The following is a 26,191-nucleotide window of genomic DNA, read 5'->3' on the forward strand; positions in this document are numbered from 1 at the left end:
GATGTCGCGCCCCGTGTCCACCGGTCGGTGGACACCGAGGTTCCGTCCGCCGGTCGTCCCGGCGGGCCGCGCCGGCGCCGAGGATCGAAGCATGACAACGGCGATCGAGGTACACGGACTGCGCAAGCGGTACGGCGACACGCGCGCGGTGGACGGCGTCGACCTCCGGATCGGGGAGGGCGAGGTGTTCGCGTTGCTCGGGCCGAACGGCGCCGGCAAGACGACCACCGTGGAGATCCTCGCGGGCTTCCGCGACCGTGACGGGGGTACGGTCGCGGTGCTCGGCGAGGATCCGCAGCGGGCCGGGCTCGACTGGCGGCGCGACATCGGCATCGTCTTCCAGGACGCGGCCGACGTGGCCGCGCTGAGCGTCATCGAGACGCTGCGACACTTCGCGCGCTACTACCCGCGGGCCCGCGACCCGTACGAGGTCCTCCAGTCGGTCGGGCTGGAGGAGAAGGCGCGGGCCCGGATACGCACGCTCTCCGGCGGCCAGCGGCGGCGGCTCGACGTGGGGATCGGCGTGATCGGGCGGCCCCGGCTGCTGTTCCTGGACGAGCCGACGACCGGCTTCGATCCGGAGGCGCGGCGGCGGTTCTGGGCGCTGATCCGCTCGCTGGCCGGCGACGGCACCACGATCCTGCTGACCACGCACTACCTGGACGAGGCCGAGGCGCTGGCCGACCGGGTCGCGGTGGTCGTCGCCGGTCGGGTCGCCGCCTGCGGTGACCCGGCCTCGCTCGGCGGGCGGACCACCGCCCACGCGACCGTGCGCTGGCAGGAGGGGGAGACGCCTCGCTCCGTGCGGACCGACGACCCGGGGCAGCTGGTCGCCGAGCTGACCGCCCGCCTCGGCGGCACGCCGCCCGGCCTCACGATCGCCCGCCCGACGCTGGAGGACGTGTACCTGGAACTGATCGGAGACCGTCGATGACCGGTCTGGTGCTCGCCCGCGCGCACGTCGAGATCCTCTGCTTCTTCCGCGAGCGGGACGCGGTGGTGTTCACCTTCGCGATGCCGCTCGTGCTGCTGCTCCTGCTCGGCACGATGTTCGACGGCGTGTACCCCGGCTCCGACGTCACCTCCACGCAGTACCTCGTGCCGAGCATGGTGGCGGCCGGCGTCGCGTCGACGACCTTCGTCAACCTCGGCGTCGGTATCGCCACCGACCGCGAGGACGGCACGCTCAAGCGGCTCCGCGCGGTGCCGATGCCGCGCTCGGCGTACTTCCTCGGGAAGGTCATCCTGGTCATCGTCGCCAGCCTCGCGGAGGCGGTGCTGATCCTCGGCGCCGGCGTGCTGCTCTTCGGCCTGGACCTGCCGGCCGAGCCCGGGCGGTGGCTGACCTTCGCGTGGGTCTTCCTCCTCGGCGCGGCCGGCTGCGCGTTCCTCGGCATCGCGGCCAGCGGTCTGGCCCGCTCCGCGCGCAGCGCCGCCGCGGTGATGAACCTGCCGTACATCGTGCTCGCCTTCGTATCCGGCATCTTCGTGACGCCGGTGCGGTCGATCCCCGAGCCGCTGCTCCAACTCGCCTCGCTCTTCCCGCTGAAGTGGATGGCGCAGGGGTTCCGGTCGGTCTTCCTGCCCGACACGATCCTCAGCCAGGAGGTCGTGGCCTCGTGGGAACATGGTCGGACCGCCGCGGTACTCGCGGCGTGGTGCATCGGAGGGCTGGTCCTGTGTCTGGCGACGTTCCGCTGGCGCGGCCGGCGGGAGAGGTAGTGCCCCCGCCGGGCGGGCCGCTGCCGGCTCCGCCTCCGGCGGGGCGGTCGAAGCTGGAGGCGTGGGGCGAGCGGTGGTGGCGGTGGGACGCGTACTTCGCGGTCGTCGCCGTCGGCTCCGCCGCCTTCGTGGCGAGCGACCGGCCCGAGTCCACGCCCGCCCGGATCGCCGCCGTCGCGCTGATCGTGGCGATGGCCGGCTGGTACGCGGGCTTCGGCCGGGCGCTGTTGCGCGGCGAGGAGGAGGACTGGCGCGGATACGTCTACCTGGGCGGCCTGCTGGTCCTCTTCGCCGGCGCGGTGGGCCTGGCCGACTCCAGCTCGTTCGTGCTGCTCGCGATCGCCCCGCAGGCGTACATGGCGATGCCCGCCGGGCCCGCCACCGCGGTGGTCGTCGCGTTCGCCGCCACGCAGACCGGGGCCTTCCTCATCCGCACGGGCGACCTTCGCGACACGGTCCGGATCCAGCTCCCGATCGCCGCGATCATCGTGCTGATCGCCGCCTTCACGGGTACGTGGGGGCGGCGGATGGCCGGGCAGAACACCGAACGGGCAGAGCTGATCGAGCAGCTCGAAACCTCCCGGGGCGAGGTGGCGCGCCTCTCCCACGAGGCTGGCGTGACCGCCGAGCGGCAGCGGCTGGCCGGCGACATCCACGACACCGTGGCGCAGGGACTGTCCAGTGTGGTCATGCTGGTCCAGGCCGCCGACGCCGCGCTCGACCGCGACCACGAGGAGGCCCGCCGCCATCTGGCGTTCGCCGCGCGGATCGCCCGGGAAAACCTGGCCGAGTCGCGGGCGCTCGTGGCGGCGCTGACCCCCGCGCCGCTGGCCGACTCCTCGCTCGCCGACGCGCTGGCCCGCCTGGCCGCCTCCGCCGGCGGCACCTTCACGGTCGCCGGCACCGCGCGGCAGCTCCCCACCTCGGTGGAGGTGGTGCTGCTCCGGGCCGTGCAGGAGTCGCTGGCCAACGTGCGCAAGCACGCCGGTGCCACCACCGTCGCGGTCACACTCGGGTACGCCGCGGACGCCGTCGCGCTGGAGGTGTGCGACGACGGCCGCGGCTTCACGCCGGCCACGGACGGGAGCGGCCCGGGGTACGGCCTCGCGTCCATGCGCGCCCGCGTGGAGCAGATCGCCGGCAGCCTGACCGTCGACTCAGCGCCCGGGAGGGGCACGACCGTCCGCATCTCCGTACCGGTGCCCGAGGGAGCCACAGCGTGACCATCTCCGTGTTGCTCGTCGACGACCATCCCGTCGTACGCGCCGGGATCCGCGGCATGCTCGCCGGCGAGCCGGACATCGCGGTGGCCGGCGAAGCGGCGTCCGGCGCCGAGGCGGTGGCCGTCGTGCGGGCGGCGCCCCCCGACGTCGTACTCATGGACCTGCGCATGCCCGGCCTCGACGGCGCCCAGGCGACGGCACAGGTGCTGGCGGCCTCGCCCCGGACCCGCGTGGTGGTCCTCACCACGTACGAGACCGACGCCGACATCCTCCGCGCGGTCGAGGCCGGTGCCGCGGGCTACCTGCTCAAGGACTCCTCCCGCGACGACCTGGTCAACGCGGTGCGGATCGCCGCACGGGGCGGCACGGTGCTGGCCCCTTCGGTCGCCAGCCGCCTGCTCCACCGCGTACGCCGCCCGCAGCACGAGGCCCTGTCCCCACGCGAGGTCGAGGTGCTGCGACTCGTGGCGCGCGGCCTGTCCAATGTGGAGATCGGCCGCGCGCTCCACATCGCCGAGGCGACGGTGAAGACCCACCTGCTGCGCGCCTTCGCCAAGCTCGGCGTCTCCGACCGCACGGCCGCGGTGACGACCGCCATGGCCGAGGGCCTCATCTGACGCTTCCAGATGCGCCGCCCGGTCAGGCGATCTGGCGAAGGTCGTTGCCGTAGTCGAAGATGATCCGCATCCGTGCCCCCAACGCCCGCGCGTATCGACTCAGAGTTGCGACTTCGTTGACCTCTAGGTCGCCGTTCTCGATCTGGCTGACTCGGCCCGGCGTCACCCCCATCAGCTCGGCGACCTGGCGCTGGGTGAGCCCCAGCCGCTTGCGTTCCTCGGCAAGATGGAACGCGCTGATCCATGCCTCGGTACGCGCGCGCTCGGTCGCGAGCGCGTCGTCGTCTCCGTCGTGCAGCTCGTCGCGGATGTCTTCCCAGTCGTGGAACTCGGTCATGACCCCTCCCGCTGTTTCCTTTCGAAGGCCAGCCATCCCTCGTACGCGGCCTCGGCGGACCGTAACCAGTCGCGGACATCAGTTGTCGTCTGATCGCCCAGCGTCGCTGAGATTCGGGAGGCACGGAGAAACTATAGCTTGAGCTAAACAAGCGTGGTGTCAAGGGGTCCACTGCCACCGCCGCGCCGTGGTCGCGACGGCGGGCAGCTCCTCCGGCGGCCCTATGCCGGTCGAGCATGAAACCGCTCCGTGGCCGTCCAATCGCGCTCGTCGGCGCGCCCTGGTCGAGCCGTCCGGCGGGGCGTTGCGACGGCTGTCTCAGGTTCCGCCGGAACGCTCCTCGGCGGCCCGACTGTGGTGGCAGCGGCGGTGCCCCGCTCGCTAGCGCGGATGGGGGAGGCGCCCCGCGGCCTCCAGCGCGGCGAGGCCCACCAGGTCGTCCGGCTCGGCGTCGGGCACGTCGCGGTCGAAACGGGCCAGCACCGGCGTCCGCAGCGAGACCACCACCAGCACCGCTATCGCCAGCCCGCAGAGCAGGTACAGCAGGCCGGTGCCGCGTCCCGCGCCGGTGCCGATCAGCGCGCCGACCGAGCCGGCCAGCGGGCCGTCCGGGTCGACCAGCGGCTGGAGCGCGACGCTGGCGAGCGGGGCGACCAGGTAGCCGAGCGAGAGCACCGAGAGCGCCACCATCTGGTTGAGCGCGATGACCCGGGCATGGAAGCGCTGCGGCACCTTGGTGTGGATGATCGTGATCCACGCGCCGTTCACCAGCACCAGTGCGAACGACAGGCAGAACGTGCCGGCCGCGATCAGCGCCACCGACGGGCGCAGCCCGGTCACCGCGGCGGCCGCGGCGATCCCGGCCGCCGCCCACAGCAGCCCGCGCATCCGGTGCTGCCTGGGACCGCCCCACACGGCCATCACCAGGCCGCCGGTGATCGCGCCGGCGGCGGAGACCATCGCCACGCGGCCCGCGTCGGCCAGCGAGCCCACCGCGAGCACGAGCGGTGACACCAGCACGAGTACGGCCGCCAGCGGCGCGTTGAGCCCGACGAAGAAGAGCAGCATCGCGCGTAGCCCGGGCCGGCGGAAGAAGTAGTGGAAGCCGCCCCGGATCTCAGCGAGCACGGTCTCCCGCCGCCGCCACGCCATCGTGTGCGGGAATCGGATCGCCAGCAGCAGGCCCACACAGAGCACGTAGCTGGCCACGTCGAGCAGCAGGATGCCGAGCATGCCGAGCGAGTGCAGCAGCGCCACCGCGACGAGCGGTACGAGGAACTGCGCCGCGCCGGTCGCGAGCTGCACGACCCCGTTGGCGTGCCCCAGGTAGTGCTTCGGCACGAGCTGCGGCACCGCCGAGGCGTACGCGAGCCGTTGCAGGGTCAGCGCCACCGAAAGGGCGGCCAGCAGTCCATAGAGGACGGCGGAGCCGAGCCCGCCGGTGGCGACCAGCACCGCCAGCGCCGCCTGGATCAGTCCAGCCAGGACACTCGCGCCGATCAGCGCGCGGCGGCGGTCGCCGCGGTCGACCAGCGCGCCCGCGACCGGCGCGACGAGGATGCCGGGGAGCACGCCGGCGACCGCGAAGAGCGCGAACCGCAGCAGCGACTGGGTCTCCAGGTACGCCCAGATGGGAAGCGCGAACTCGGTCAGCGCCGTACCCGTCATGGAGACCATCTGCCCGGCCGCGACGGCGAGGAAGCGGCCCATGCTCGGCCGCGGGCCCGCGGCGCCGGACGGCTCCGCGGCGGTGGCGACCGGCGGCGGCCCGGTCACGATGCCGGCCAGTTCCGCCGCGCGGTACTTGAGGAAGTAGTGCCCCGCCTCGTCCAGCACCACCAGCCCGGTGCGCGGGGACAGGAAGCCCCACTCCCGGAAGCGCTCCTGGTAGTAGTCGGTGCCCGGGTCCTTCTCGCCGACGACCGAGACGATCGGCGCGCGCAGCGGCGTGACCCGCTCGCCGAGCAGGCGGCTGAAGTACGCCTCCGCCTCCTCGGCGTCCCGCCGCATCGCCCGGATCAGGTGCCGGCGCTGGGCCGGTTCCAGCGCCCCGACGTCGGCGCCCATCGACTGGAGCCAGTTGGCGTACACGGTGTCGGAGCGGAGCCGCTCGAAGCGGACCAGCGAGGCGACCCGGGGCCGGGCGAACGGGAAGACGCCGCCGAGGTAGACCGCGTCGAGGGTACGGCCGGCCGCCTCCAGCCGCCGGGCCACCTCCACGGTCAGCGCCGCGCCGGGCCCGCAGTGTCCATAGAGGACGAGTGGGCCGCTGACCCGGCTCAGTACCTCCTCGGTCACCGCGGCGGCCACGTCCTCCAGCGGCTCGGGCTCCTCCGCCACGCCGAGGTCGTGCCCGGGCACGGCGACCGAGTAGAGCCGCACACCGTCCGGCAGGGCGTCGGCGAGCGGCTGGTACACGACCGCGCTGGCACCGCCGTACGGCACGCAGACCAGCGACAGGCTCGGGGCCGCCGAGTCGCGGGTCAGCTCGTGGAGCAGCCGCCGGGGTCCGGTCCGGGCGCCGAGGCGGGCGAGCCCGCGTACGGTCGGATGCTTGAAGAGGTCCATCGCGCTGACCGGCCCGGGCAGCCGCCCGCGCAGCCGGCTCACCACCTGGATGGCGAGCAGCGAGTGCCCGCCGAGCGCGAAGAAGTCGTCGTCGGCGCCGACCCGATCGAGGCCGAGCAGCTCCCGCCAGACCTCCGCGATCGTCTCCTCGACCGGCCCGCTCGGCGGGACGAAGGCATCCCGTGCCGCCAGGGCCGGCGCGGGCAGCGCGGCACGGTCGACCTTGCCGTGTGCCATCCGGGGCAGCGCGTCCAGCCACACCGCCTGGGCCGGCAGCATGTACTCGGGCAGCGTCTGGGCCAGCCGCTCGCGCAGCTCGCCGGGCGCGAGGTCGGGGCCGCCGGCGCGTTCCAGGTAGGCCACCAGCCGCTCGCCGTGCACCACCACGGCCGCCTGGGTCACCTCGGGCAGCCCGGACAGCGCCGCCTCGATCTCGCCCAGCTCGATCCGGTAGCCGCGGAGCTTCACCTGGTGGTCGCGGCGACCGAGGAACTCCAGCTCACCGCCGGGCAGCCAGCGGGCCAGGTCGCCGGTGCGGTAGAGGCGGCCGTACGCCGGGCTCTCCACGAAGCGCTCGGCGGTCAGCTCGGGGCGGTCCAGGTAGCCCCGGGCCAGCCGGTCGCCGCCCAGGTACAGCTCGCCGACCGCGCCCACCGGCAGCGGGCGCATCAGCCGGTCGAGCACGTGCACTCGGGCGTACGGCAGCGGGCGGCCGATCGGCGTGGTGACCGAGCCGGGATCGGCCTCGGGCCGCACCTCGTACGTGGTGACGCCGACCGTCGCCTCCGTCGGACCGTAGTGGTTGACGACCGCGGCGGGGGAGAGCCCGGCCAGCTCCCGGGTCCACTCGGCGCGGGACGCCTCGCCGCCGAGCAGCAGCGCGCGCCGCGGGAGCAGGTCGCGGGCGGGCACCTCGGCGGCGAGCGCGGCCAGGTGCGTGGGGGTCAGCTTGAGGTAGTCGATCCGCTCGTCCGCCAGGTGCGCGGCGACCTCCTGCGCGGTGGCCCGGCGGGGGATCAGGTGTACGCAGCCGCCGGTGGCGAGCGCGAGGTAGAACATCGTGACCGCGAAGTCGAACGAGAGCGACTGCATCAGCCCGTACCGGGCACCGTCCACGATGTCCAGCCGGGCGCGTACCCCGTCGAGGTAGCGCACGAGCTGCCGGTGCTGGACCGCGACGCCCTTCGGCCGCCCGGTGGAGCCGGAGGTGTAGATGACGTAGGCGAGGTGGTCCGGGCTGGTGACCGGCGGGAGCGGCCCGGACTCGCCGCCGGTCACGTCGGTGACGACCCGCCCGGCGTATCCCGGGAAGAGGCCGGCCAGGTCGGGCGAGGTGAGCAGCACCTCGGCGCCCGCGTCGGCGAGCAGGTACGCCAGGCGGGCCGGCGGCTGCTCCGGGTCGAGCGGCAGGTACGCCCCGCCGGCCTTGAGCACGCCGAGCACCGCGACCGCCGAGCCGGTGGACTGGGCCAGGCAGATGCCGACCCGCGCCTCCGGCCCGACGCCCAGCTCGCGCAGGCGCCGCGCCAGCCCGTTGGCCCGCGCGTCCAGCTCCGCGTACGTCAGCGAGTCGCCGCCGTGCACGACCGCCGGCGCGCCGGGGGTCCGGGCGACCCACTCGTCGAACCCGTCGGTCAGGAGCCCGGGGGCCGTGTCGAGCGTCCCGCCGTCGCCGAGCTCCGCCAGCCGCGTGTGCTCCGCGGGCGTGAGCAGGTCGAGTGTGGACAGAGCGGCCGCCGGATCCGCGCCGGCCCGGCGGAGCAGCGCCTCGTACCGCGCGAAGAGCCGGGCGACGGTGGGCGCGTCGAAGAGGCCGGTGTTGTACGTGACGGTGCCGGTCAGCTCGTCACCCTCGTGGTGCAGGTAGAGCGCCAGCTCGTGTCGGGTCGTGGCGGGCGCGACGTCGAACGGCGTGGCGGCCAGCGAGCCGAGCCGCGTGGCCGGCGCCTTGGCGTAGTTCTGCATCGCGAAGCTGACCTGGAACACCGGCGGGCGCCGCACGTCGCGGGTCACCTTCAGCTCGCTGACCAGCCGCTCGAACGGCAGCTCCTGGTGCGCTAACGCGTCGATCGCCGCCTCCCGCACGCGACCGAGCAGGTCGAGGAAGGACGGGTCGCCGCTCAGGTCGGCGCGGAGCACCACCGTGTTGACGAAGAGCCCGACCAGCCCCTCGGCCTGCGGCTGCCCGCGCCCGGAGACCGGTACGCCGACGCCGAAGTCGTCCTGCCCCGCGTACCAGCCGAGCAGCGCCTGGAAGCCGGCGAGCAGCACCATGAACGGGGTCGCCCCGCGCGCCTGCCCGAGCGCCGCGAGCGTCCCGGTCAGCCCGGCGTCAAGGCGGAACGTGTGCACCGCACCGGACGAGGTCTGCTCCGGCGGATGTGGACGGTCGGTCGGCAGCTCCAGTGCGGGCACGCCGGCCAACCGCTCCCGCCAGTACGCCAGGTCGCGCTCGGTCGAGCCGAGCGCGCGCTGCCACCGGGCCCAGTCGCCGTATCCGATGGCGAGGTCGGGCAGTCCGGCGGTGCGCCCTTCGCGCGCGGCGTCGTAGAGCGCGCCCAACTCGTCCAGGATCAGCTCGGTCGACCAGCCGTCGCTGACGATGTGGTGCATCGTGAGGCAGAGCACGTGGTCGTCGGGGGTGATCGTGACGAGCGTGGCGCGGAAGAGCGGGCCGGTGGCGAGGTCGAACGGCTCGGCCACCGCGTGGGCGAGCGCCTGCCGCGCGCCCTCCACGCTGCCGGCGGCCAGCCGGGAGACGGCCACGGGTCCCGGCGTGGCCACCTCCACGACCGGCTTTCCGTCCACAGTGGCCGGAAAGCGCATCCGCAGGCTCTCGTGGCGGGCCACGAGCGCGTCCAGCGCGGACTGGAGCGCCGCGCCGTCGAACGCTCCGGCGATCCGCAGCGGGAGCCACATGTGGTACGTCGCGGTGCCCGGCGCGTACTGCTCCAGGAACCACATCCGCTCCTGCGCGTACGACAGCGGCGGCGCGCTGCCGTCCACGCTCCGCACGATCGCGGGCGCGCTCTCCGCGGTCCGCCACCGCCGCGCCAGCGCCGAGGTCATGCGGGGTCCCCGCGGAATCGTGGAGCGCGGCGGAGCGATTTCGTGGGGTGCTTCATGAGGCGGCCATCTCTTCCAGCACCTCGGTCAGGCCGGCGACGGTGGGACGGGCGAAGAGCAGCCGTACGGGCACGTCCAGCCCGGTCGCCGCGTTGATCCGCCCGACGACCCGCATCGCGTGCAGCGAGTGCCCGCCGAGGCCGAAGAAGTCGTGGTGCACGCCGACCTTGTCGAGGTCGAGCACCTCCGCGACCACGCCGGCGACAAGCTCCTCGCCCTCGGTGCGGGGCGCCACGTACTCCACCGGGGGCGGCGCGGGAGTCGGGGCGGCGAGCGGTGCCGGCTCGGGCACGCTGGCCAGCACCGCCTCGGCGACCGGGCGGTCCGGCGCGCCGGCCAGCAGCCGCAGCAGGTCCTGGAAGCGCGTGGCGAGCGCCTCCACCGCCTCGTGCGCGAACCGGCCGGCGGGGTACTCGAAGATGAGCTTGATCTCGCCGGTGGACGTCGGCACCGCGATCAGCGTCAGGTCCACATGGGAGTGCCCGGCCGGGATCGGCAGGACGTCCGCGCTGAGCCCGGCCCAGGCGATCTCGTGCAGCCGGTGGTCCTGCATGCTGAAGCCGAAGCCGACGAGGGCCGGACGCCCGGGCGCCCGCGGCGGCGCGAGCGCGGCGACCACCGCCTCGAAGGGGGCGTCCTGGTGGGCCAGCGCGCCGGCGAACGCCTCGCTGACCCGCCGCACAGCCGCCGGGAGGGGCGGCTCGCCGGCGAGGTCGGCCCGGACCGCGACGATGTTGGTGAAGTCGCCGACCACGCGCTCGGTGCCCGCCTCGGTGCGCCCGCCCACGAAGACGCCGACCGGCACGTCGGTGCGGCCGGTGTACCGTCCGAGCAGCAGCTGGTACGCGGTCAGCAGCACCGGAGCCAGGCTCAGCCGGCCCGTGCCGCCGGCCGCGGCGGTGAGCCGCTCGGCGAAGTCGGGAGCCAGCATCCGTATCGCCTCGCCGACCCCCTCGCGGGGCGCGGCGGGCGCCGGCAGGGGCAGCTCGGCGGGCGGCCCGACACCATCCAGTGTGGAGCGCCAGTAGTCGATCGCCCGCTCCAGCCCGCCGCCGGCGAGGCGGCGCCGCTGGTGTGTGGCGACGTCCGGGTACTGCACCGCGGGTCCGTCGAACGCCGGCCCGGCGCCGGTGACCCGGGCCGAGTACGCCGCCGCGATTTCGCCGACGACGATGCCGAGCGACGCGGCGTCCAGCACGAAGTGGTGTCCGATGAGGAGGAACACCTGCTCCTCCGGCCCCACCTGGAGCAAAGCCGTGCGCACGAGCGGCCCGCGGTCGAGGTCGAACGGGTCGGCCCGGACCCGCGCGATCCACTTGGCCGCGTCGACGGAGGACTCCACGCGCAGCGGTGAGCGCAGCCCGCCCACGACCCGCTGCCGGGGCTCGTCCGCGCCGGGCACGGGCACCGTGCGCAGCCCGTCGTGCCGGGCCACCACCTCGTCGACCGCCGCCGTGAGCGCCGCCATGTCGAGCGGGCCGCGCAGCCGGATCGCGGTGGCCACGTGCGCGCTCGCCCCTTCCGGGTCCACCTGCGTGGCGAGCCAGGCGCGCCGCTGGTGGTACGAGCACTCGAACTCCTCGGTGCCCTCGCCCCGCGGCGCGCGCGGCACCGGCCGCAGCCGCTGGAGGAGCAGCGCCCGCTGCTCGGGGGAGAGCTGCCTGATCCGGTCGCGTACGGATACCTCCCTCGGTGTAATGCGGGGGACCGGCCGTGCCGAGCGCCCCAGCAGGCCCTCCAGCCGGTCGCAGGCCGCCTCGACCGCGGCGGCGGAGTCGACGAGCGGCGCGCGGTCCCGGTTGCGCGCCGCGTATCCCGGGTCGTCCAGCACGCGGGCGAGGAGCGCGGCGGTCGCGTCGGTGGTCCAGCGCGCCGCCGGCAGCCACTCGGCGAGGCCCAGCCGCCGCAGCCGCGCCGCGTTGTCCGGCCGGTCGGTGCCGTGCGCCAGGATCACCTGGGGTACGCCGGAGGCGATCGCCCGCGCGCAGGTGAGCACGCCGCCGTGGTGCACGACCGCGCCGACCCGGGGCATCAGCGTGCGGAATGGGAGCGACGGCTGCCAGAGCACGCCCTCGGGCAGCGGCCGCGGCACCATGTCACGGTGGCGGCAGACCAGGATGCCGGGGCGGCCGGCGCGGGCGCACGCCTCGGCCGCGACCTGGTACCACTCCCGGTGCAGCAGCTGGCCTGAGCCACCGGTCAGGAGCACCGGCCGACGCTCGGCGGGTACCCCGTCGGCGACGAGCGCGGCCACCTCGGCGGGCAGCTCGCCGGTCTCCGCGTCGTCGTGCATCACGAAGCCGGTCAGCTCGGCCCCGTCGGGAGCCCGCTCGCCCGCTCCGTCGAACCACTCCGGCCAGAGCCCGAGCTGGAGGTCGGCCGAGGAAAGCCAGGGCGCCCAGTCGTCCACAGGGGAGAGTCCGACCTCGGCGCGGACGCGGTTGGCCGGCGCGGCGAGCGTGCGCGGGAAGAGCCGCTCGGTCAGCGGTACGGCCATGAAGAGCGTGGGGGAGAGGGCGAGCCACGCCGCCGGTACGCCGTGCGACTCGCGCAGCATCAGCACGGAGAGCCCGGAGGTGTGCCGGCTGACCGCGACCACCTGGCCCGGTTCGCGCTCGCGGGCCAGGGCGGCCATCGACTCGTACTCGTGGCGGATCTGCTCCCACAGCCCGTTGCGCTCGTAGAACTCGGCCAGGTGGTTGACGCCGGCGAGCACGTCGAGCAGCAGGTGCTGGGAGTCCTGGAGGGTCCGCGCGTACGCCTCCTCGGTGTCCACCGGCACGAAGCCGAGGCCGGCGGCGCGGGCGGTGTCGCCGTAGTACGCGTGCGTGTGCAGCACCACCTCGTGGCCGCGCCGGCGCAGCGCCTGCCCGATCCGGATGAACGGCAGCACGTCGCCGTTGGTGCCGTAGGTGCTGACCAGGAAGGTACCCATCGCGCGCCCTCAGCGGTCGGCGTCGAGCAGCGCGCGGACCTCGTCGTCGGAGAGCTGCTCCAGCTCGGCGAGGAGGTCGTGGAGCCCGTCCGAGGCGTGCTCCCGGATCGTCCGGGCGACGTCGGCGACCGTGAACGCGTCGGTGAAGAGCGCGTCGACCGGCAGCTCCACGCCGAACTCGTCGCGTACCCGCACGGCGAACCGCACCAGCGCGAGCGAATGGCCGCCCAGCTCGTGGAAGTTGTCGTGCACCGACGTCGGGGGGAAGTCGAGCAGCTCGGTCCAGATCGCGGCGACCCGCGCCTCGGTCGCGTCGCCGGTCGCCACGGTCACCGCGGCCGACCGGCGCCCGTCGATCGCGGCCAGCACCTCGGCCGCGCTGGTGAGTCCGGTGGCGATCCGGTGCACGCGCTCCGCGTCGGCGGGGACGGCGCTCTGGCCGACCGGCGCCGCGGCGACCGGTGCGGGCACGGCGGCCGGCGGCTCGTACCGGGCCGCGACCGCGTCCACCGTGGACACCACGAACGCATCCCCGTCCCGCCGCGAGCCGCGCAGTCCGGTCAGGAAGTCGTGTGCCGGGCGGTTGCGGTCGGTGGCGGTGTACGCGAGGCGGATCTCGGCGAGCCCACGCTCGGCGGCCCGCGCGCCGAGCGCGGCCAGCACGCGGTGCTCCACGCCACGGCCGAGCACGCGGCAGCTCAGCAGGAACGTCTCCACGTCGAGCCGGCCGCCGCGGGCACTGTCGACGACGACGCCCACCTGGCCGTAGGAGCCGAACCGGTCGCGCACGTCGACCGCCAGCACCTCACCGTCCACTACGGACAGCTCGGCGGCGGTGCGGCGTACCCCGGTGAGGTTGAACTGGTTGGTGCGCTGGGTGAGCTGCGCGGTGCGGGCGAGGTCGGCGGGCGCCATCGGCCGCACGTCGACGACCAGGCCGAGCCCGTCCAGGAAGCTCGCCATCGACGGCGCCGCGGTGGCCGCCGCGCGGCGCCGGGCCTCCACCGCGTAGCGCTCGGCCCGCTCGCGGTCGTCGTCCGTGACCGAGGTGTGGTCCAGCGGCCAGCAGTGGCCCAGGTACGCCGGCACCGCCGCCGCGTCGAGGGGCAGCGCCAGCCCGAGCACCTGCGGATGGGCGGCCCGCACCTCGGCGATCTCCACCGGGTTGTCGTCGAGGAAGAGGAACGAGTCAAGCCCGAGGTCGAGCTCGGCGGCGAGCGCGGCGAGGTTGGCCGACTTGGGCTCCCAGTTGATCCGGTGCGCGGTCACGTGCTCGGGGCGGAGCAGCATGTCCGGATGCTCGGCCAGTACGGCGAGCACGTCCGCCTCGGCGTTCTTGCTGCAGATCGCGATCAGGCGGCCGGCGGCCCGCTGGGCGAGCAGCAGCTCCTGGAGCGCGCGCCGGCCGGGCGTGACCCGTACGCCGAGGACGCCGTCCTCGCCGACCACGCCGTCCCACAGCGTGTTGTCCGCGTCGACCGCGATCACCTTGGGTCGTGGGGTGACCCACGCGTGCACCGCCCGGGCCACGGCGGTGCCGAGCGCGGCGAACATCGCCCGCGTGTACGGCACGTCGGCGGAGCGCTCGCCGGTCGCGTCGAAATAGTCGGCCACCGGGTAGAGGGCGGCCAGGTCGGCGCTGGTCAGGACCCGTACTCGGGGGTCGCCGGCGAGCGCCTCGGCGAGGCGGATCTCCGCCTTGTCCTCGCCTCCCGGCGGGCCCGGGCAGCAGACCACGAGATGGGGTACGGGCGCGCGCCCGGCGCTGTGGCGCACGGCCGCGGCCAGTTCGTCGGTCTCCGCCTCCCGCCACTGGTCGACCCGGACCAGTACGACGTTGACGCCGTGCCGGTTGGCGGCGAGCGGGCCGTCACCGTCGAGCAACGCCTGGAACACCTGGTTGTACGGCGCGAAGTCGGTCCGCGTGGGCAGGCCCAGCTCCTCCGACCAGTGGCGCAGCGACTCGTCGATGGGATCCGCCGTGAAGCTCGCGGCCACGGCAAGGCAGAGTGCGTCCACTGTAGAAGGTCCCCTCGTGTCGGCAGTCCATGGAGGCCACAACGCCGTGGGAGCGCTCCCATGGATGACGGTAGACAGCAGTCTAGCCACGGCGCCAGGGCTGTCAACGGCCGTGCCGCCGCCACGAGCCGGCGTATATTCCCAGCTCAGGTGGCATGACGAGAGGTATCGAAGGTGAGCGATCCTGGCTCAATGGCCCACCTATATTGATCCGTTCGGGCTAACCGGCAGGGCCATCTCCGGCGGGCCGCCTGGCGGGGCCGTGCGTCGTGCAGGGCCCCGCCGGCCCGTTCACAACGCGTCGCGCAGCGCCTCCGCGAATGCCTCCGGGTCGCCGGCCATGCCGTACTCCGGTGGCAGGAAACCGCCGTGGTGGCTGGGGAAGGTGACCGGCGCGATGCCGAGCCGCTCCGCGACCGCCTCGCCGCCGCGGTGGGCCAGCTCGCCCTCCGACTCCGCGCCCACGGCCACGACGATCCGCGTGGACGCCTTGCGCAGCGCGTCGAAGTCGGGCTCGTAGTGGGTGCACGTGATGATGTTCTGCGCCAGGAGCGGGTCGTCGCGCCTGCCGTCGTCTTCGGCCGGCAGCCCGAAGTCGGCCGGGCTCGGCCCGGGCCGCTCGGTGTAGTCGGCCGGTACGGGCCCGCGGAGGCTGGTGAGCGCGATGAACCTCGCCAGCCCGGCGCCGAAGCCCTCCTCTGGTAGGTGTCGCGGATGTCCCGCACCGCGGCGAGCGCCGCCTCCCGGTCCGGTACAAGTTGGGCGGCCGGCGGCTCGTGGGCCACCAGCGTGCGCACCTGCTCGGGGTGCCTCGCCACGAGCGCCAGGGCGTTGATCGCGCCCCCGCTGCTGGCGAAGAGGTCCACCGGCCCGGCGCCGAGCGCGTCGATCACGCGGTGTACGTCGTCGGCGTGCTGCTCCGGCGTGACCTCGCCGCTCTCGGTGCGCTCGCTCCGTCCGGTGCCGCGCGGGTCGTAGGTGACCACCGTGCGGTCCGGGAAGAGCGCGGCCAGGGTGGCGAACCCGGCGGCGTCCATCGGCGACCCGATCATCATCAGCGGTGGCTCGGTGGTGTCGGCGGCGCGCACGTCGTATCGCAGGACGGCGCCGGGCACCTCGATCGTGCGGGTATCTGGGTTGGTCATGGTTCCTCCTTCGGTGATCCTGCCGGGTTAGACGGCGCGCGGTGGGCAAACTCATCGGACCCGGCCGGTGGAGGGCACGTCAGGTCGTGGCGCGGGCTGGGCGGCGACCGGGGGAATGTGCTGATACCAAATGGTGATGCCGCTTCGGGTTTCTTTTCACGCCAGTCGGTATTAAGGCGATCCATCGGGCTGGCACAGCGTTGGTGACCATGCCAAACTAAGCCGTACGGTCGGTTTGCGCTTCCTACAGGATGGGCGTGTCATTGTCCAGTGTTTCGGTTGAACGACAAGTGTGCGCAGGGAGCCATCCTGGCTGATCTTGACAAGACTTGACGGTTCTAGGCGTACGTAGTGTGGCAGCAGTTTGTGGCCGTGGGGTTCGGCTTGTCGCAGGTCAAGCCCACAATGACACTGCCCGGGCTCCGTCTTGCGCTTTAGTAAGATCAATAGGAATAATTCTGTGAGTGACGGGCGAGTCGAAATCCGCATCGGCACGCGATGACCATCACGCCTTAGCGCGTTTGTTGGTTGGCGTGTCGCCAGCTCAGCTGGCGGCGGTGGCCCGTGACATGTTCGAGCCCGCGCAGCTTTCCGATGACATTCCGTGGAGCGATCCCGTTTCCGTGGTCGATCGGATCGCGGCCATGTCGCCGGGTCCGGGCGGCATACCGCCGTTGCTGGTGTTCGCGTCGCGCGTCGCGGACGAGATCGATGGCGAGCCCGCCGTCGCCATCCGGGCGTGGGTCGCCGCCGCCCGTGCCGCCGGTGTGGAGATCTCGGCCATCCGGCCCGGCTCGCTCGCGCGGGAGTCAGGTGGGCCGGATACCCGACAAACCACCACCAATCAGACGATCTCCCCCTATGATGCTCCCGGGCGTGGTTCGTCCACCACGCCCCAGGGACCTTCGAGTGAGCCATCGGGAGTTGTCACTGTGACTGGCCGGAGCGTTTCGGCATTGCACGAGCCGGCCAGGGAGCCCGATCCCGGGCGGGAGCCGCTCCGGATCTGGGGCGGCGTGCCGTTGCGCAACCCCGCCTTCACCGGCCGCGAGTCGCTGTTGTTGACATTGCAGCGCGCTCTCGAGCGGCGCGCGAAGGCGTCGGTGCTGCCGCACGCGCTGCACGGCATGGGCGGCGTGGGAAAGACCGCGCTGGCGGTCGAGTTCGCCTATCGATACGCCGATCGCTACGACCTTGTCTGGTGGATCCCGGCGGAGCATCAGTCGCTGGTGCTCCAGTCGCTTTATCAGTTGGGCCGGCATTTCGACACGCCCGATACCGCCGACCTCCAGCAGGCCGCAAATCTCGTGCTGGAAAAGCTGGCCGGCAGCGACCTGCGTTGGCTTTTGATCTACGACAACGCCAATGAGCCGGAAGACATCGCGCGCCTGATGCCATCCGGTGGCGGTCACGTCATCCTGACCTCTCGCAATCCGACGTGGTCCGATGTCTGGGATCCGATCGAGGTCGACGTCTTCGACCGTCCGGAAAGCATCGAGCTGGTCCGCAAGCGCAGCGAGACGGTGTCGGCCGAAGACGCCGACCGGCTGGCTGACCGCCTCGGAGACCTGCCGCTCGCGCTCGACCAGGCCGCCTCCTGCCAGGCCGTGACAGGCATGCCGGTCGGCGAATACCTCAGCGAGCTGGAGCAGCACGTGCGGGAGCTGTCCGGCACGCGCCCGCCCACCTACCGCACCACGATCGCCGCGCTGGTGCGCCTGGCCCTGCGCCGCCTGCGGTCAGACGCGCCGGCGGTGGCCGAGCTGCTGGAGATGTTCGCCTACCTGGGGGCCGAGCCGATCTCCGGTGGCCTGCTGCGCCGCGGTCGCGACGCCCGCGTCTCGCCGGCGCTGGGGCAGGCCCTCCGCGACGAGGTCGCCTGGCGGCGGGCGACCCGCGAGCTGCGCCGCTACGGCTTGGCCAAAGTCGACGCCGACCAGCGGATCCAGGTGCACCGCCTCTTCCAGGGCGTGCTGCGTGACGAGCTGACCGAAGAGGCGGCCCAGCGCGGGCGGGCCAATGTGCAGCACCTGCTCGCGTCGGCAAACCCCGGCGATCCGGGCGACATGGCCACCTGGCCCGTGCATCGGGACATCGGGCCACACGTCCTGCCGGCCGGGTTGATGGAGGCCGAGTTGCTCGACGCGCGGCGGGTCGTGCTCGACCAGATCCGGTTCCTGTACCTGAGCGGCGACCTCGAAGGCTCCCAGCGCCTGGGCGAGGCGGCGGTGGCCGCGTGGTCAAAGGTCGAGAGCACGCCCGGCCTGGGGCCAAACGGCGAGCTGACGTTGACCGCCAAGCGCCGGCTGGCGACCGCCCTCCGCTCGCTGGGCTTCAACGATCGCGCCCGCGTGCTGAGCGAGGAGACGCTGCGGCTGCTGCTCGAAAGCCCGGAGTTCGGGCCGGACCACGAGCACACGCTGCTCACCGCCGACGAGGTCGCGCCAAACCTGCGCATCGCCGGTCTGTTCCGCGAGGCGCTCGACCTCGACGGCGACAACCTTGAGCGGCACCGCCGGCGTTACGGCGACGAAGACGACGAGACCCTCAAGGCCCGCCAAAACCTCGCGGTCAACCTGCGGATGCTCAGCGATTTCGCCGGCGCACACGACATCGACACCGCGGTGGTGCGCACCTGGCAGCAGATGGTGAGCGAAAACGACAACCGGCTGCTCTTCGCACAGACCAACCTCGCCCGCGATCTGTATGGTCTGGGCCGCTACGACGAGGCCCTGGAGATCCTGCAGCGGGTCCTGCCGCCGTACCGGCAACAGTTGGGCCCGCAGCATCCGCACGTGCTGCTGGCCGGGCGCACGCTCGCCATCACGCTGCGAAAGGTCGGCCGCTACACCGACGCGCTCACCGTCGCGGCCGACCACCATCGCGACAGCGAAAGCCGGTACCGGCCGGAGCACGAGCACGCGTTGGCCGCGGCGATGACATATGCGAACACATTGCGTGTCACCGGAGAGCTGGAGAGCGCGGAAGCTATCGCGACCGAGAGCATTGATCGGTACCTACGCCTGTTTGGTGAGACGCACCCGCTCTCGTTGTCGGCGGCGGTCAACCACGCGATCATCCTGCGCGGGCTGGGGGAGTGGGCCCGAGCCCGCGAGCTGGGCGAGCGCACCTACGCCCAGATGACCGGCACACTCGGCGCCGGCCATGGCTACACACTCAGCGCGGCCAACAATCATGCCAACGACCTGGCCCTCGCTGGCGAGACCGAGGCGGCGCGCCGCCTGTCCGCGCAGACCTTCGAGATCTCGCGCGAGGCTCGTGGCGGGCGGCATCCGTACACGTTGTGGTGTGGGGTCAACGCGGCGCTGGACGCCATCGTGGCGGGCGAGACGGAGTATGGCGAGGCCCTGCGCGACGAGACGCTGGCGGCGCTGGCCGGCGTGCTCGGCGCCGACCATCCCGAGGTGATCGCGGCGGGTGAGGGCAGGCGGGTCGAGTGCGATCTCGAGCCTCCGCCTACGTAGTGGCGCCTCGGCCGGCCTTGTCAGGGAGTGGTGGCGTGGGCCGCGTAGTTGTCAACTCGTTGACCGGCGGCCTCGACCTGCCGGCGTAAGGCGTTGTCCAGCACCGAATTCTCCGACCTCAGGACGGCGTAGAGGGACAGCTGCGTCAGGTCCAGCAGTTGCGTCCACTCGTCATCCGCCGCTCGTGAAACGCTCTGGCCGTCGCACATGCGAGCCTCCCCTGCCTTGCTGTGGAGGATCCGGTCCGCCCTCGACTTCGTTGGCGGCGCTTGGACCACATGCCCTCGCCACGCCGGGATCCGGATGCGGCGCAACCGCCGCCGAGAGGCAATAGCGGGAGCGGCCATGACGACCGCGACACCACTAGCTCCGCAGACCACGATACGTCGATATGCATCGTTTTCCCAGCCCTGGCATCACGATGCCGCGGGGAGTGGGCTGATGTGGACAGTGCGGCAGAGTCAGGGGGTGCTGCCGTGCGCGGCGAAATTCTCGCTGCGCCCACTCACATCACGGACGGCACGCCGCAAGGCGTTGTCCAATGCGGAATCGCGTGAGCTGAGCACCACCTCGAGTGACAGGCGACCAAGGTCGGGGAGGCCGTCGCCTGCCTCGCCCTCCGTAGGAGGGTTTTCCGGTGTGCTCATGCCCGTGCCCTTCCAGCCGCAGCGTCGCACAGGATCATAGGTGCGCGGATCTGTTGGCACCACGCCGGCACGCTCTTTCTCACCTGAGCCTAACGGTTGGTCGGCGTGGTGCCGGCCAATCCTGGATTGTGCTGGCGCCACGCGTGCTCGCGACGTGCCAACACCTCCGTGGCCGCTTCCGTCGACGCCATCGGCACCTGGACCGCGAGGAATCCGTCGAGCGTCTTTCGTAAGCCGGCGGCGAACTCTCGCCCTTTCGGGGTGAGCTCCGCCGATCGCTCCAACGCGTGCAGGCCGACCGCGACCTGCCGCCGCACCACCGCGAACTCGCGCGTCGCCAACTCCTCCAGCTCCGGTGCGGACCGCAGGGCGCGCCAGGTGTCGGCGACGCCGAGAAAGGCGTAGACGCCCTGGATCAGCCCGGCCGTGGGCCGGGCGTCGGTGCGCCATGGTGCGAAGTGCCGCTCGCCTCCCGCCGGTGCGTAGAGCGGGGCGAGGTCGAGCAGCACGCTCAGCTTGGAGTGCTGGAACTCGTGGACGAGCGTCACGGCCAGTTCGGTGGCGGATCGGGGTCGGGTGAGCCCCAGAGTGCCGAACGCGTCCCGCGCGGTGCCGCTGCGGGCCACACCGTCGCCGTCGGTGACGAGCGGCACCAGGGAACGCAGGCCGGCGGCCAGCTCGGCGGCGCGTGCCGGGACGTACCGGACGAGCAGCTCCCACGCCTCGGTGAACAGATCCTGCCACCGCGCCACCTCGTCGGCCGTCAAGCGGTCGGCGGGAGGCGCGTGGTAGCAGTCGCGGTACGGGTTGCCGTCTTCGACCGCCAGCGAGCCGGCCAGGTCGCCGTAACGGGCGACCAACCGCCGCAGCCCATGCCAGCGGGAGCCTTCGGCGCCCACCTCCACGCGGTGCGGGCCGCCGCTCACGGTGGCCCGCCCGGCGGAGACGGTCACGGTGGCGGGGGCGTCGAGGTCGAGTACCGCGGAGCCGAGCGTGGGGAGTGTGACGCCAGCGCCTCGTGTGTGCGTGACCACCTCGGCGTCAAGGCGGGTGAGGAACGCCGCGACAGCGGCGAGCGCGCCGAGCTGCGCGAGGTCGGCCGGCGCGGAGGCGTCGGCTGCCAGCTGGCGCGTGGTCCGCACCGCCCACGCGCCGACCATGGGATCGGAGAGCAGCTCGGTGAGCGCGTGCGGATCTGAACGTTCGGCCTCCACCAGCACGTCCACCGCGGTCTGGCAGGCCGGCTCCGCCGACCACGCGTCGGTCAGGTGCCGGAGCAGCAGGAGATGCTTGCTGTGCTGGGCGTTGGCGAGCCGGTATACGGCCTCCGGCCCGCCCAGGCCCGAGGCCAGGTCGGCAAACTGCGCGTCCGGCATGTGGTGGTAGGTGATCACGATCGGGTCCTCATGCGGGTCTCCAGGTCGCTGGCCACACGCCGGGTGACGTGGCGGATGAGTCGCAGCATGTCGGCGCAGTACACGGAGGGATTGCGGAACCCGTCGCCGGCCCGGAACCGGTGGGCGTAGTGCCCGCCACCGCAGATCGCGTGTGCGGGGCAGCTGAGGCAGGTGTCGCACAGTGCCGCGCGGCCGATCTGCCGGGCCACGACGCCGGGGTGGCGGAGTGCGGCGTCGAGCGGGTCGGCGAAAACCGTCAATCCGGTGGCGCAGGCGCCCGGGTACGTCGACTTCAGCGAGTCGGCCTGCTCGATGGCCCCGTCGGTCTCCACCACCACGACCGCGACCGGGCTGAGACCGATCTGCTCGGAGCGGCCGGCGCCGCCGAGCGCGAGTGCGATCACGTCTTCGAAGAGGCGGACGCTCGTCTCCTGACGCGGCGCGTCGTACCACCGGTCGAAGATCGAGATCAGCCAGTCGGCGTGTGGCGTGGCGGCGGTGCCCCGGGCCGGCGGCTCGGACCAGTTGGCGTGGGGGAGCAGGAAGTCGATCATCGGCGGCTCGTACCGGAGGAGCGACTCGTAGCAGGCCAACGGGTCGGTGGCCGGGTCGACCGTGCAGAGCAGCCCCGCGAAGGCCGGCCGGTGCCGCGGCGTGCCGAGCAGCCGGAGTGCCCGGTCGACGGCGGCGAAGCTGCCCCGCCCGTCGGCGTACCGCCGGTGCCGGTCGTTGTCCGACGCTGTGCCGTCGAGGCTCACCCCGATGGTGACGCCGTGCGCGTGCAGGCGGCTGAGCATCGCCTCGTCGAGCAGTACCGCGTTGGTCTGGGCCCGCACGTCCAGCCGGCAGATGCCGTCAAACGCGGTCCGGAAGTCGTGTACGAGCGCGGTGAGCCGGTCGGCGCCGGCCAGCAGCGGCTCGCCACCGTGCAGGACGAGCCGCATGGCGGTCAGTGCGTGCGCGCGGGCGTGCTCGGCCATCCGATCGGCGGTGGCGAGCCATGTCTGGCGTTCCATGAGCGAGGGCCGGTCTCGCCAGGACTGGTCGGCCATCGTGTAGACGTAGCAGTAGTCGCAGGCAAGATTGCACCGCTGGTGAACCTTGAGCACGACGTCCCGAAACGGGGTGGGGCGCCAACCATCCGCTCGAAGCGCGTCGACGTCCAGTGACTCGTCCGGCCAGGTCGCCTTGCTCCGCGCTACCGGCAGCCCGAGTGCGTGACCGCCAGCCATGGGTCACGCCTCCGTCGTGTACGGCGGAACAAACCGACAATTCATCTCGTAATCCTCCCCGAGGGCCGGGATCTATACGGGCGGGGGTTCGATTTCGCACTCGCCGGGTCGCCCGTCGACGGCGGCGGTGACGAGTGGGTGATCGTCCCCCAACACCTCCCGTAGCTCCTGGAGGCTCGAACTCAGCAGGCCCGCGGCCGGATCGTCCCTCCGCAACACGATGCCGAGGTTGATCGCGCAGGTCAGAGTGTCGGCGTGGCGCTCGCCGCGGACCCGGCGGGTATCGTCGAGCGTCCGGGCGAGCAGCCGCTGCGCGTTGTCTTCCTCGTGGGCGAGGGCGAGGTCGTTTCCCACGCCGATGGCCGCCGCGATCACGTACGGATGATCCTGGCCGAGTGCTTGGCGGAGCGCGTACAAACAGCTCTCGCCCATGTGGCGGGCCCGGCGCCGCTCGCCCATGGCGCGCAGGACGATCGCCTGGTTTGCCGCCGCCGCGAGCGTCAGCGGGTTTCGCTCGCCGAACCGCCGGCGGTAGCGGTCGACCGCCTCGGTGGAGAGGCTCCAGGCCTGGCTGACGTTGCCCACGGCGCAGAGCGTGTTGGCGTACGTCATCATCGCCGCGAGGCTGAGGTCGTGGTCGGAGCCGAGGTGACCCTGGCTGACCAGGTAGAGCCGGCGTCCCTCCTCCAGCGCCGTCGCGACGTGGCCGGTCTTGCGCAACCCCAGCACGATCGTGCGCCACGCCGCGAGTACGAGCGGATGGCGGTCGCCCAGCCGGTCGCGGTATGCCGGCCAGGAGGCCCGCTGTGTCTCCAGCGCCTCCGCGTAGCGCCCCAGCCCGTACAGATCCCGGGCGAGGTTGGAGATGGAGAGCAGCGTGCGCTGGTGGTCCGGGCCGAGGGCGCGGCGGCGGGCGGCGACCAGCGCGGTGTCGATGTCGAGGGCCGCGCGGAAGTCGCCGAGGGCGCGCAGGCTGGCCCCGAGGTTGTTTCGGGCGCTTCCGGTGTAGCGGTCGTCTTCGCCACGGCTCCTCGCGTAGCGCTCGACGCGCTCCTCGTCGAGCCGCAGCGCTTCGGTGTAGTCGCCGGAGATCCGACGTGCCACGGCCAACGCATCGGCGAACTCGAGGGTCGTGGGATGGTCCGGGCCGTAGTCGGGATGGGTCACCAGGTTGTTCCACGCCTCTTCGGCGAGGCGGCGGGACTCGCCGTGGCGCCCGACGGCGAAGAGGGCGGCGACGAGCCGGCGAAGGCACGCGTACGCCTGCTCGCTGTCGGCGTTGGCCTGCTGCCGCCACGCCGTCCACGCGTCGTTGCTGAGCCGCCGGCTGCCGTCGAAGTCGCCGATCTCGTAGAGGTAGGTGGCCTGGTCGATCACGACCTGTCGACTCGCCGCGTCGGCGGCCTCGATGATCCGGGCGGGGCGCAGGTGGGGGCCGATCTGCGCGTACATGTCCCAGGTCAGCGGCTCGGTGGGATTGCAGGGGTTTGCCTCGGCCAACAGCTGGCAGGCGCTCGTGAACGCCTGCCCGCGCGACTCCGCGGGCCGAGTGTCGCGCACGATCGTCTGCACCAACCGGTGCACCTGGAGGGTCTGTCCCTCGTCGAGCACCTTGATCAGCCCGTATCGGCGCAACAGCCAGATGGCGTCGTTGAGCGGGACGGGCTGATCCAGCATCCGGCCCAGCGGTGGCGGAAGCTGGCCGCTGGCGCTGCGCAGCAGGGACAGTGAGATCGGCTCCGCGCCCAGGCAGGACAGCAGCTCCAGTAGCTGGGCGGCGGCCGAGGACTCCTCCCGGACCCGGTCGGCCGCCACGGCGAACGCGGTGGCCACGGTCGCCTGGTAGTCGCCCGGCCGGGCCGCCGCGAGCAGGCTGACCGCGCGTTCGTCAAGCTGGCGGAGGTATTCCTGGACCCGGGTCCTGGTCGCCGACTGCATCGCGGCCACCTGTTCGAGCGCCAGTGGCAGATCGCCGAGGCGGTCGGCGAGCTGGTCGGCGTCGTCGAAGTCGATCTCGTGTCCGCGGGCGCGCAGCAGCTCGATGCTCTCTCGGCGGGTGAAGACGTCGACCTCGACCGGGCGCCCCCGATCGAGCCAGGCGGCGTCTCGCGTGGTCACGATGACGTGGCCGCCCATGGTCGGCACGAGGCTCAGGAGGTCGTCGGGGCTGCCGGCGTTGTCGAAGATGATCAGCCACCGCAGCCCGCCCGCCTCCAGCCGGCTGAGCACCATGCTCACGGTCTGCCCCATGTCGCGGCTGATCGGCCAGTCCTGCCGCTCGCCCAGGGCGGCCAGCGACGCCGTCGCCTGGGACCGCTCCTCCGCGGTGATCCACCAGACCAGGTCGTACTTGTCGGCGTGCCGGTGCAGGTATTCCACCGCGAGCTGGGTCTTGCCGACACCACCGAGCCCGTACAGGATCAGCGGCTGCCAGGGCTCACCAACCATGCGGGTCTCGATCAGCTTCAGCACCTCCGCCCGGCCGGTGAAGCCCGGATTGCGGTGTGGTGCCGGGCCCACCGGCGTGACGCTGGGCGGGACGGCCGGGAGGTCGGGCGGGACCTCGAAGAAGGGCCGCGTGTCCAGCCGCGGCTCGGGCAGCTCGGGGCTGGTGCTGGTCGACCCGCCGCGGGCGGCCTCGTCGGAGGCGGCCAGCCAGAGCGCGTGAAACCGCCGGACCTCGTCCGCCACGTCGGGGTGGTGGACGGCCAGCGCGGCCAGGTAGCGCACCACACACTCCACCTTGGACCAGCGGGCCAGGCCGTCGCCGCGGAGGATGGCGCTCACCGTCTCGTGGCTGACGGTGTCTGGCATGTGGTTTTGCTTGCGGATCTCGGTGCTGATCCGGCGGTATGACGGGCGACCGGCAGCGCGGTAGAGCAGTTGCAGCTCGGCGACGAGGGTCTGCGCCACCGCCACACTCCCTGATCCACATATCGGTGCCTTCGGGCTGGGCCCAACGGCTGCCAACTACCGTCAATTTCTGGCAGGGACAGCATTCCATACGGACGCACGCCCAGGAACACCCGTAAACCTTTGAAGGGTCACGGCAAGAACTGATCTTTGGGCTCGCTGGTGCCGCAGCATCGAAGCAGAAGGTCCGTCCCAGACAGGAGTAGCGTGATGGACATCCGGCTTCCGGCCAGCCTGGCCAGGCGATTCGACGTGATGGGGTTCCTGGCGGTCCTTGTTACCGGCATCCTTCTGATCTCGGTGGGCATCCTGGGCACGGCAGCGGAGAAGGTGGTAATTGACCTGGTAGCGGCCTGCTGCGGCATGCAAATCGCGATATCGCTGCGGCGGAGGGCACCGATGCGAAGGAAGGAAGGGGCGACGCGGGCGCGACCCGACGCGTTTGCGGACCGCCGCCGTGAATTGGAAACGGACAACACCCAATCGGGTACGGAAAATTCCGCCGAAGGTGCGGCAGCGCACTTCCAATTGTCGGTTCGCGGGCTCCTTACCGGGGTCGGCATGAACGTCCGCTGGCCGTCCCCTCAGGGAGGGACGGCGGGATAGCCCCGGCAGGCCGCACTTGTGCACGATCGCCGGCGGAACCCGATCACGGATCGGGTTCCGCCTTCGTCTGTCGTCCCCCCGAGGGGGTAGGCGGGATACCACTCATGCGGCCATACCGTCGATGCCATGTGAACGTCCCGCGCGCCGAGGAGTGTCTACATGCGACCGTCCCAGCCCGGCAGCCGAGATTTGGCGCTCCCACCTCGGATGCCAGGACCC

17 protein-coding genes and 2 pseudogenes are annotated in these 26,191 nt (G+C 72.6%); 8 read left to right on the forward strand and 11 right to left on the reverse strand.

Going from position 1 to position 26,191, the window contains the following annotated elements; all coding sequences use genetic code 11:
* Positions 1–91 precede the first annotated feature (91 nt).
* From ACFFIA_RS14800 to ACFFIA_RS14815, 4 genes are read left to right on the forward strand one after another with little or no spacing between them, the layout of a single operon-like run.
* Positions 92–934 carry an ABC transporter ATP-binding protein gene (locus ACFFIA_RS14800; protein ID WP_377251155.1) on the forward strand — a complete coding sequence of 281 codons (843 nt, stop codon included), beginning with the start codon at positions 92–94 and terminating at the stop codon, positions 932–934.
* Positions 931–1,722, forward strand: coding sequence for an ABC transporter permease (locus ACFFIA_RS14805; protein ID WP_377251157.1), 792 nt, complete (start codon positions 931–933; stop codon positions 1,720–1,722). The genes ACFFIA_RS14800 and ACFFIA_RS14805 overlap by 4 nt, the downstream gene beginning before the upstream one ends.
* The gene (locus ACFFIA_RS14810) at positions 1,722–2,945 is read left to right on the forward strand and encodes a sensor histidine kinase (RefSeq protein WP_377251159.1); all 1,224 of its coding nucleotides are present in this window, start codon (positions 1,722–1,724) and stop codon (positions 2,943–2,945) included. The genes ACFFIA_RS14805 and ACFFIA_RS14810 overlap by 1 nt, the downstream gene beginning before the upstream one ends.
* Positions 2,942–3,562, forward strand: a complete 621-nt coding sequence (locus tag ACFFIA_RS14815) for a response regulator (RefSeq protein WP_377251161.1) — start codon at positions 2,942–2,944, stop codon at positions 3,560–3,562. The genes ACFFIA_RS14810 and ACFFIA_RS14815 overlap by 4 nt, the downstream gene beginning before the upstream one ends.
* Positions 3,563–3,584: 22 nt before the next feature.
* Here ACFFIA_RS14815 and ACFFIA_RS14820 read toward each other — a convergent pair whose 3' ends face one another.
* The 6 genes and pseudogenes from ACFFIA_RS14820 to ACFFIA_RS14845 form a co-directional block, all read right to left on the reverse strand.
* A complete protein-coding gene (locus tag ACFFIA_RS14820; RefSeq protein ID WP_377251163.1) occupies positions 3,585–3,899 on the reverse strand; it encodes a transcriptional regulator in 315 nt (104 codons plus the stop codon).
* 381 nt (positions 3,900–4,280) lie between these two features.
* Positions 4,281–9,536 carry a non-ribosomal peptide synthetase/MFS transporter gene (locus tag ACFFIA_RS14825; protein WP_377251165.1) on the reverse strand — a complete coding sequence of 1,752 codons (5,256 nt, stop codon included), beginning with the start codon at positions 9,534–9,536 and terminating at the stop codon, positions 4,281–4,283.
* A 52-nt stretch (positions 9,537–9,588) separates the two neighbouring features.
* Complete coding sequence (locus tag ACFFIA_RS14830) at positions 9,589–12,528, reverse strand: condensation domain-containing protein (RefSeq protein WP_377251167.1); 2,940 nt, start codon at positions 12,526–12,528, stop codon at positions 9,589–9,591.
* A 9-nt stretch (positions 12,529–12,537) separates the two neighbouring features.
* A complete protein-coding gene (locus ACFFIA_RS14835) occupies positions 12,538–14,526 on the reverse strand; it encodes an HAD-IIIC family phosphatase (RefSeq protein ID WP_377251169.1) in 1,989 nt (662 codons plus the stop codon).
* A gap of 312 nt (positions 14,527–14,838) precedes the next feature.
* The gene (locus ACFFIA_RS14840) at positions 14,839–15,012 is read right to left on the reverse strand and encodes a hypothetical protein (protein WP_377251283.1); all 174 of its coding nucleotides are present in this window, start codon (positions 15,010–15,012) and stop codon (positions 14,839–14,841) included.
* A gap of 296 nt (positions 15,013–15,308) precedes the next feature.
* Positions 15,309–15,602, reverse strand: a pseudogene (locus tag ACFFIA_RS14845) (alpha/beta fold hydrolase); the annotation flags it as partial.
* Here ACFFIA_RS14845 and ACFFIA_RS14850 point away from each other — a divergent pair.
* The 3 genes and pseudogenes from ACFFIA_RS14850 (at position 15,526) to fxsT (ACFFIA_RS14860) (ending at position 19,177) form a co-directional block, all read left to right on the forward strand.
* Positions 15,526–15,723 carry a hypothetical protein gene (locus tag ACFFIA_RS14850; RefSeq protein WP_377251285.1) on the forward strand — a complete coding sequence of 66 codons (198 nt, stop codon included), beginning with the start codon at positions 15,526–15,528 and terminating at the stop codon, positions 15,721–15,723. The pseudogene ACFFIA_RS14845 and the gene ACFFIA_RS14850 sit on opposite strands and share 77 nt — an antisense overlap.
* A gap of 526 nt (positions 15,724–16,249) precedes the next feature.
* A pseudogene (locus ACFFIA_RS14855) lies at positions 16,250–16,390 on the forward strand (hypothetical protein); the annotation flags it as partial.
* Positions 16,391–16,624: 234 nt separating this feature from the next.
* Positions 16,625–19,177, forward strand: coding sequence for an FxSxx-COOH system tetratricopeptide repeat protein (gene fxsT, locus ACFFIA_RS14860; protein WP_377251275.1), 2,553 nt, complete (start codon positions 16,625–16,627; stop codon positions 19,175–19,177).
* A gap of 20 nt (positions 19,178–19,197) precedes the next feature.
* Here fxsT (ACFFIA_RS14860) and ACFFIA_RS14865 read toward each other — a convergent pair whose 3' ends face one another.
* The 5 genes from ACFFIA_RS14865 to fxsT (ACFFIA_RS14880) form a co-directional block, all read right to left on the reverse strand.
* Entirely contained in the window at positions 19,198–19,386 is a 189-nt protein-coding gene (locus ACFFIA_RS14865; RefSeq protein ID WP_377251171.1) for a hypothetical protein, read from the reverse strand.
* Between the two features lie 252 nt (positions 19,387–19,638).
* Positions 19,639–19,824, reverse strand: coding sequence for an FxSxx-COOH-like cyclophane-containing RiPP peptide (locus tag ACFFIA_RS42590; protein WP_512700717.1), 186 nt, complete (start codon positions 19,822–19,824; stop codon positions 19,639–19,641).
* 89 nt (positions 19,825–19,913) lie between these two features.
* Entirely contained in the window at positions 19,914–21,218 is a 1,305-nt protein-coding gene (locus ACFFIA_RS14870) for an HEXXH motif domain-containing protein (protein ID WP_377251173.1), read from the reverse strand.
* Positions 21,215–22,453, reverse strand: coding sequence for an FxsB family cyclophane-forming radical SAM/SPASM peptide maturase (locus tag ACFFIA_RS14875; RefSeq protein WP_377251175.1), 1,239 nt, complete (start codon positions 22,451–22,453; stop codon positions 21,215–21,217). The genes ACFFIA_RS14870 and ACFFIA_RS14875 overlap by 4 nt, the downstream gene beginning before the upstream one ends.
* A 72-nt stretch (positions 22,454–22,525) precedes the next feature.
* Positions 22,526–25,366, reverse strand: coding sequence for an FxSxx-COOH system tetratricopeptide repeat protein (gene fxsT, locus ACFFIA_RS14880; RefSeq protein ID WP_377251177.1), 2,841 nt, complete (start codon positions 25,364–25,366; stop codon positions 22,526–22,528).
* Positions 25,367–25,576: 210 nt separating this feature from the next.
* Here fxsT (ACFFIA_RS14880) and ACFFIA_RS14885 point away from each other — a divergent pair, with 210 nt between their 5' ends.
* Positions 25,577–25,972 carry a hypothetical protein gene (locus ACFFIA_RS14885; protein ID WP_377251179.1) on the forward strand — a complete coding sequence of 132 codons (396 nt, stop codon included), beginning with the start codon at positions 25,577–25,579 and terminating at the stop codon, positions 25,970–25,972.
* The last annotated feature ends 219 nt before the right edge of the window (positions 25,973–26,191 follow it).

The sequence above is a fragment of the Phytohabitans kaempferiae genome, from assembly GCF_042433955.1.
Classification (GTDB): domain Bacteria; phylum Actinomycetota; class Actinomycetes; order Mycobacteriales; family Micromonosporaceae; genus Phytohabitans; species Phytohabitans kaempferiae.